General features: G+C 70.1%; 7 protein-coding genes and 1 pseudogene. All 8 read left to right on the top strand.

What is annotated here, in order from left to right:
* Positions 1–298 (top strand): annotated as a pseudogene (locus CSW58_RS14485) (hypothetical protein); the annotation flags it as partial.
* A gap of 474 nt (positions 299–772) precedes the next feature.
* Complete coding sequence (locus tag CSW58_RS15865; RefSeq protein ID WP_255406591.1) at positions 773–901, top strand: hypothetical protein; 129 nt, start codon at positions 773–775, stop codon at positions 899–901.
* Between the two features lie 58 nt (positions 902–959).
* The gene (locus tag CSW58_RS14480; protein WP_201721683.1) at positions 960–1,121 is read left to right on the top strand and encodes a hypothetical protein; all 162 of its coding nucleotides are present in this window, start codon (positions 960–962) and stop codon (positions 1,119–1,121) included.
* A 20-nt stretch (positions 1,122–1,141) separates the two neighbouring features.
* On the top strand, positions 1,142–1,330 hold the full coding sequence (locus CSW58_RS14475; protein WP_201721682.1) for a S9 family peptidase: 189 nt from the start codon (positions 1,142–1,144) through the stop codon (positions 1,328–1,330).
* On the top strand, positions 1,314–1,559 hold the full coding sequence (locus CSW58_RS14470; RefSeq protein ID WP_201721681.1) for a hypothetical protein: 246 nt from the start codon (positions 1,314–1,316) through the stop codon (positions 1,557–1,559). The genes CSW58_RS14475 and CSW58_RS14470 overlap by 17 nt, the downstream gene beginning before the upstream one ends.
* A 40-nt stretch (positions 1,560–1,599) precedes the next feature.
* Positions 1,600–1,854: a hypothetical protein gene (locus tag CSW58_RS14465; protein WP_236627836.1), complete on the top strand. Its 255-nt coding sequence runs from the start codon at positions 1,600–1,602 to the stop codon at positions 1,852–1,854.
* Positions 1,854–2,789, top strand: a complete 936-nt coding sequence (locus CSW58_RS13850) for a hypothetical protein (RefSeq protein WP_143755222.1) — start codon at positions 1,854–1,856, stop codon at positions 2,787–2,789. The genes CSW58_RS14465 and CSW58_RS13850 overlap by 1 nt, the downstream gene beginning before the upstream one ends.
* Positions 2,790–3,139: 350 nt before the next feature.
* Positions 3,140–3,250: GIY-YIG nuclease family protein (locus CSW58_RS13240; RefSeq protein WP_161494627.1), on the top strand; the 111-nt coding region annotated here is incomplete at its 3' end.

Here is a 3,250-nt window from a genome sequence, read left to right as displayed (position 1 = left end):
CGTGATGACCTCGCCCGCGCCGCTTTCCATCGTCTTCGCCCTGTATCCAGGCGTCACCCACTGGATTTCACCGGTCCGCACCAAGATCCTCAGCCGCCTGCCGGGGGCCAAGGTGGTGGCCGCCAGCCTGGCCGGGGCGAGATCGAGGCGACGGCCTGACCTTCGCCCATCTGCCGCGCCTGGCCGACCTCGAACCTGCGACCTGCTCTGCGTGCGGGGGTTCGGGACGAAGAGGCCATGGCCGATGCGGCCTTCCTCGACCAGATCCGCCGGCTGGCGGCGATGTCGCGCTATGTGACCTCGGTCTGCACCGGCTCGCTGGTGCTGGGGGCGGCGGGGCTGTTGCAAGGCAAGCGCCGCCTGCCACTGGGCGTGGCGCGAGCAGCTCTCCCTGTTCGGCGCCACGCCCGATCCGGCCCGGGTGGTGCGCGACGGCAACGTCTTCACCGGCGGCGGGTGACGGCGGGCATCGACTTCGCCCTGACCATCGCCGCCGAGATCGCCGCGAGGACATGGCCATGGCCATTCAGCTGGGCGTCGAATACGCCCCGCCCCGCCGTTCGACTCCGGCCGCCCCAGACGGCGCCGCCGCAATCCTGGCCCGGGTCCAGGCCGTCTACGGCAAGGCATGGAGGATCGCTGGGCGCCGCGCGCCGGCGGCGCGGCGCTCATCTGACTCAAATCACCAGGTGTCGGCCGGGATTCGACATTCGCCCCGCCTCTAGGCTCCCCGCAAAGCCGGCGAACGACCGGCGTCGGGGGAGACGAGATCATGCGCAAGCCATGGCTGTTGTTCGTGCTGGCCTGGCCCTGGTGCTGGGGGAAGCCTGCTGGCCGCCAAGGTCCAGACGGCCGGCGGATCAAGGTCACCGAGTGGCCTTCGCCGGACCGGCGGCCGTGACGATGAGCGGCCTGCTCTACACCCCGGCCAACGCCACCGCCGCGACCCCGGCCCCGGCGTGCTGGCCGTGCACGGCTATATCAACAGCCGCGAGACACAGAGCCCGTTCGCCATCGAGTTCGCCCGGCGCGGCTATGTGGTGTTGCCCTGGACCAGACCGGCCACGGCTATAGCGGCGGCGCGGCCTTCTCCAACGGCTTCGGCGGCCCCGACGGGCTGAACTATCTGCGCGGCCTACCGATGGTCGATCCCGGCAATATCGGGCTGGAGGGCCACAGCATGGGCGGCTGGACGGTGCTGGCCGCCGCCGCCGCCATGCCCGACGCCTACAAGGCCGTGGTGCTGGAGGGCTCGTCGACCGGCAAGCCGTTCGCCGCCGACGAACCCCGCCTGGCCGCGCAACCTGGCCCTGGTGTTCAGCCGCTATGACGAGTTCTCCAAGCTGATGTGGGGCGTCGACCGGGCCCAGGACGTCACCGGCAGCGCCAAGCTGAAGGCGGTGTTCGGCGCCACGGAGACGATCGCGCCCGGTAAGCTCTATGGCGACATCGCCCAGGCACGGCCCGGGTGCTGCAGACCCCCGCCACCACCCATCCCGGCGACCACCTGTCGCCGACCGCCGTCGGCCACGCGACCGACTGGTTCGCCCGCACCCTGACCGGCGGGACGCCGCGCCCGGCCGGCGATCAGATCTGGATGTGGAAGGAGGCCGGCACAGGCTCGCCCTGATCGGCGCCATAGTGCTGCTGCTGGGCAGTTTCGAGCTGCTGCTGGCCCTGCCGATGTTCGCCAGCCTGCGCCAGCCGGGCGTGGCCGGTCAGGCCCTGCGCGACCGGGGCGACCTGGCCCTGACGGCCCTGCTGCCGGCCCTGACCTATTTTCCACTGTTCATCCTGGGCATGGTCGCCCTGCGCCCAACGCGATCTTCAAGCAGGGGATCACCAACCAGGTGATGGTCTGGGCGGCGGTCGGCGCCCTGCTGACCCTGGCCCTGGGCCTGATCGGCAAGCGCGGCCGGCCGGTGTTCAGCAACCGCTGGCCCCTGGCCATCGCGGCGGGCCTGATCAGCGTCGCCGTGGTCTATGGGCGCTGGAGCTGGTCCACCGGCTGTTCCTGGTGGATTTCCGCTTCTGGGTGGTGGCGCTCAAGCGGTTCAGCCCTGATCAGGCCAAGCTGGCCCTGTCTATTGGCCGATCTTCACCCTGGCCTTCGGGTCACGGCGCGAACCCTGCTGGCCCGCATCCCGGTGAGCGGCGAGAGCAACACCGCCCGCTACGCCGCCGCCGTCCTGGCCCTGTCAGGCGGTTTCGCCCTGCTGCTGGGCCTCGACTACGCCGCCCTGTTCCTGACCGGCCGCCTGCCGACCGCCTTTGATCCGCTGTCGACCGTCGTGGCGATCCAGTTCCTGCCCCTGACCGCCCTAATCGCGGTGATCAGCGTCTTCACCTGGAAGCGCACCGGCGGCTATGCGGCGGCCAGCGTGATCTGCGGGACGTTGCTGACCTGGTACATGTGGCGGGCACGGCGACGCAGGTGGGGTAGGGGGCAGGTATATAGCCCCCACCGCCACCTCCCGGCGAAAGGCCGGGGCCCAGGTCGAACCCGGAGCGGGGCCGGTTCTAGCGGTCGGCCAAGGGCGCGTCATCCCCAAAGGCTCAGGCTGAATCTGGGCCCCGGCCTTCGCCGGGGAGGTGGGTTGATTGGGATAGGGCCGGCCTATAGTCCCCCTAACGCCACCTCCCCGGCGAAGGCCGGGGCCCAGATCGAACCCGGAGCGGGGCCCGTTCTGGCGTCGGCGGAAGGCGCATCATCCCCAAAGGCTCAGGCTGGATCTGGGCCCCGGCCTTCGCCGGGGAAGTGGGTTGATTGGGATAGGGCCGGCCTATAGCCCCCTAACGCCACCTCCTCGGCGAAGGCCGGGGCCCAGGTCGAACCCCGGAGCGGGGCCGGTTCTGGCGTCGGCGGAAGGCGCGTCATTCCCAAAGGCTCAGGCTGAATCTGGGCTGGCCCGGCCTTCGCCGGGGAAGTGGGTTGATTGGGATAGGGCAGGGCTATAGCCCCCTAACGCCACCTCCCCGGCGAGGCCGGGCCCAGGTCGAACCCGGAGCGGTGGCCGGTTTCTGGCGTCGGCGGAAGGCGCGTCATCCCCAAAGGCTCAGGCTGAATCTGGGCCCCGGCCTTCGCCGGGGAGGTGGAGAAAAGGGTTGAAGTAAATTGAGTAAGCCCGCAAGCTCACCCATGGTGTTTTACGTGTACATCATGGCCAGCCGGCGAAACGGCACGCTCTACATCGGCTCGACCGATGACCTGGCCCGCCGGGTCTTCGAGCATCAGTCGGGGGACAGCAAA

This window comes from Caulobacter sp. B11 (genome assembly GCF_002737765.1).
Taxonomy (GTDB): domain Bacteria; phylum Pseudomonadota; class Alphaproteobacteria; order Caulobacterales; family Caulobacteraceae; genus Caulobacter.
The sequence above is the reverse complement of the archived record's forward strand: the minus strand, read 5'-3'. Positions and strand labels throughout refer to the sequence as shown.

Bases quoted from the DNA above. Each gene is read 5' to 3' on its own strand.
- CSW58_RS15865 (WP_255406591.1), top strand. From the start codon at position 773: ATGCGCAAGCCATGGCTGTTGTTCGTGCTGGCCTGGCCCTGGTGCTGG.
- CSW58_RS14475 (WP_201721682.1), top strand. From the start codon at position 1,142: ATGGTCGATCCCGGCAATATCGGGCTGGAGGGCCACAGCATGGGCGGC.
- CSW58_RS13850 (WP_143755222.1), top strand. From the start codon at position 1,854: ATGGTCTGGGCGGCGGTCGGCGCCCTGCTGACCCTGGCCCTGGGCCTG.